The organism is uncultured Maritalea sp., assembly GCF_937139385.1.
Taxonomy (GTDB): domain Bacteria; phylum Pseudomonadota; class Alphaproteobacteria; order Rhizobiales; family Devosiaceae; genus Maritalea; species Maritalea porphyrae_A.
Genome location: NZ_CAKZPW010000041.1, coordinates 1 through 3,762, shown reverse-complemented (window position 1 = coordinate 3,762; position 3,762 = coordinate 1). Strand labels below are relative to the sequence as shown.

General features: G+C 52.9%; 3 protein-coding genes. All 3 read left to right on the top strand.

What is annotated here, in order from left to right:
- On the top strand, positions 1–627 hold a 627-nt coding region (locus Q0231_RS01735), incomplete at its 5' end, for a hypothetical protein (protein WP_299344269.1).
- Positions 572–2,116, top strand: a complete 1,545-nt coding sequence (locus Q0231_RS01730; protein ID WP_299344266.1) for a DNA polymerase Y family protein — start codon at positions 572–574, stop codon at positions 2,114–2,116. The genes Q0231_RS01735 and Q0231_RS01730, both read left to right, overlap by 56 nt.
- A gap of 12 nt (positions 2,117–2,128) precedes the next feature.
- On the top strand, positions 2,129–3,762 hold a 1,634-nt coding region (locus tag Q0231_RS01725; RefSeq protein WP_299344263.1), incomplete at its 3' end, for a PHP domain-containing protein.

Below are 3,762 nucleotides of genomic sequence, written 5' to 3'. Positions count from 1 at the left end.
ACCTATGGTGATCCGGCCAGCATTGGTTTTTTACTGCTCGCGCTTAAAGCCCAAAGTGAAAACACCCCATCTGATGCACCAATCCTATGGGCCACCACCCGCCACCAAATCCATGATGGGGGATGCCTTTTTGCCCCCGGCTTGTTGGCGTTTAATCTTGACCCAAACCGCTTCATCATGGTCACCGCCAAAAATGACACAGAGCTTTTATGGGTTTTAGAAGAAGCGACCCGCGCTAAAAGCTTTGCCGCGGTGGTTGGCCATATTCAAGATTTAAGCTTCACCCAAACGCGACGCTTGTCTTTGGCCACACAGCAAGGGGCAACCCCTCTATTTTTACACCGCCCACACCATTGTCAGGGCGCAAGCGCCGCCTTTTCCCGCTGGCAAATTGAAAGCCAAGGCAGCGCCAAAAACCCATTTGATGAACGCGCGCCCGGCACAAGGCAATTGCGCGCCCACCTTTTGCGCTGTCGCACCGGGCAAACCGGATCATGGAGCCTAGAATATGAAACATCGACGTATCCTTTGCTTATGGTTCCCGCAGCTGCCAATCGAAAATTTGCGCCTCATGTGGCGTCAAACACACCCCGCCAACCAAAGGGCGGACACGGTTTCGCCAGCTAAAGGCAATCAAAAAGCAAAACCACAAAAAAAACCGCTCGCCCTATTGGAGCAAACCCCAAAGGGCATCAAAATCTTTGCTGCAAACCCCGCCGCCAACCATGCGGGCGTGCGCACCGGCATGCGCTTGGCTGACGCTAAGGCTGTGTGTCATAACCTTGAAACCTTGCACCACGACCCTAAAGCCGATCAAAAATTACTGATGCGCCGCACCGCATGGCTATTGCGGTTTTCCCCCATTGTTGTGCCGCACCTGCCGGACACAATTTTTCTCGATATCACCGGGTGTGACCATCTATTTGGGGGCGAAAAGCAAATGCTCAATCAAATTCACACCCAATTGCAAAAGCTTGGACATTCAACCCGTTTAGGGCTTGGCGACACCATCGGCGCGGCCTGGGCTTTGACCAAATATGAAAAGAACAATAAGACCATTCTACCAGCAGATAACCCGCATCAGGGTTTGGCCTTTTTGCCCGTTCATGCCCTGCGCCTTACCCCCGAGCAAGCAGATGCGCTTTTTCAATTGGGGCTTAAAACCATCGGGCAATTGTTCGATCTGCCCCGCGCCGCGCTCACCCGCCGTTTTCCCGATCCAGATCAGGGCGAAGCGGTTTTAAAACGGCTCGATCAGGCGGTGGGTCGATATGAGGAGCCACTTACCGCCCCCGAACATCAACCCGATTTTCGTTTCACCGCCGCCCCTGTTGACCCATTCATTGATTTGCCCAATATCGAGCGCAGTTTTTATGAACTGCTCGACCAGCTCTTTGCGCTTTTGGATAAGCTCCAGCAAGGGGTGCTGCACCTGCGGCTTGATTGTTTTTTTGGCGACGGGAAAATCAAAAGCTTTCCGATTAGGCTCGCTCAACCCAGCCGTTCTAAACCCCATATCAAGCGCCTGTTTGACGAAAAACTGATCACAATTGATCCCGGTTTTGGCATTGATGCTTTGGTGCTTAACGCCAATAAAATCGACCAATTGCCTGCCCAGCAGCTCCAGCTTGATGCGCACCATGCAAGTGCGCGCCAAGATGAAAATCTCTCCCCATTGCTCGACCGGGTGGCCAACCGTTTGGGCCCCGGAGCGGTCTACCGCCTCGCCCCCTTTGAAAGCCATTTGCCCGAGCAATCCCAAAAAGCCGTGCACCCCTTAAAACCTGAAGCTTGGGAAAATTGGCCAAGCAATTTGCGCCGCCCCGCCACCCTTTTTGCCCATCCAGAACCCATAGAGGTCATTGCCCAAATCCCCGAAGGTCCACCCATCAAATTTCTATGGCGCAAGGTTTTGCGCCACATCACCTATGCTCAAGGCCCCGAGCGGATTTTACCTGAATGGTGGGCAGACCTCGCAGATCGGTTGCGGGTGCGTGACTATTTTGAAGTCGAAGACCATAAGGGCCTGCGCTACTGGGTTTTTCGCGAAGGCCATTATGATGACCCGATGGAAAAAGGCGCCCCCACGTGGCGCCTACATGGGTTGTTCGCATGAAGAAGAACTGCAATGTACGCTGAGCTTCAAACCACCTCAAACTATTCATTCCTACGCGGCGGATCGCACCCGGGCGAACTGGTGGCCACCGGCTATATGAAAGCCTTAACCGCCATCGCCATTACCGACCGCAATTCATTCGCCGGCATTGTGCGTGCCCACCGCGAAGCCCGCCATATTGAGGATTTCAAATTGGTGATTGGCCTGCGCATCGATCTTGATGACAATTATAGCCTACTCGCTTACCCCAAAACCCGTGATGCTTTTGGGCGGCTTTGCACCATGCTTTCCATCGGTAAAATGCGCGCCGAAAAAGGCGAGTGCCATTTACAGCTCCAAGACGTTATCGACCATTGCCGCGACAGTATTTTTGCCCTCATCCCGCCTGAAGAAATCACCCCAGCGGACATTCAACAATTAGGCCGCATGGCCAAGTCCTTGCCCAAGCCTGTCTATTTGGCAGCCAGTGCACTTTATCAGGGCAATGACCGCGCTCATATCGCTATGCTCAATTCCCTATCAACCCAATTGAGCACCCGGCTTTTGGCCACCAACAATGTGCTTTACCACGACAAATCCCGCCGCCCTTTGCAAGACGTCATCACCTGCATTCGCGAAAAAACCACCATCGATAAAGCCGGTTTTTTGCTCGCCGCCAACGCCGAACGTCACCTCAAACGCCCCGAAGAAATGGCGCGTCTCTTTGAAGGGTTTGAACACGCGCTCGGCGCCACGCTCGAGATCACCCACGCCTGCACCTTCAACCTCAAAGAATTGAAATATGAGTACCCAGAAGAAACCGTACCCAAAGGCAAAACCGCGCAAGAATATTTAGAAGAGATTACCTGGGAAGGCGCTAATTGGCGCTACCCGGATGGCATTCCCGATAAGATCAAAGCCAACATTCAAAAAGAATTTAAGCTGATCGCGCATAAAGAATATGCGCCCTATTTTCTCACCGTTTATGACATCGTCAAATATGCCCGCACCCCACAACCCGATAAAGGTCGGTTCGATGAGATCTTATGCCAAGGACGTGGTTCTGCTGCCAATTCCACCGTGTGTTATTGCCTTGGCATCACCTCAGTCGATCCCAACGAACTTGACCTTTTGTTCGAGCGCTTCATCACCGAAAACCGCAACGAGCCGCCCGATATCGATGTGGATTTTGAACATGAACGCCGTGAAGAGGTCATTCAATATATCTATGAGCGCTTTGGCCGCCACCGTGCAGGCTTAACCGCCACAGTGATCACCTATCGCTCTCGTTCCGCCATACGCGAAGTGGGCAAAGTGATGGGGCTGACCGAAGATGTCACCTCCGCCATGTCTTCAACTGTTTGGGGGTCGTGGGGCGCGAACCCAGATAAACATATCGATCAATCTGGTTTAGATTTTGAAGACCCCTATTTGCTGCGCGTGATTGAATTGACCCGCGAATTGATCGGCTTCCCCCGCCATCTCTCCCAGCATGTGGGGGGCTTTGTCTTGACCGAACGTCCCCTCATCGAAACCGTGCCCATCGGCAATGCGGCAATGGACGACCGCACCTTCATCGAGTGGGACAAGGACGACATTGAAACCTTGGGTATCTTGAAGGTCGATATTTTGGCGCTTGGCATGCTCACCTGCATCCGCAAAGCCTT

Coding starts and splice junctions, on each gene's coding strand:
- Q0231_RS01730 (WP_299344266.1), top strand. CDS start 572: ATGTGGCGTCAAACACACCCCGCCAACCAAAGGGCGGACACGGTTTCG.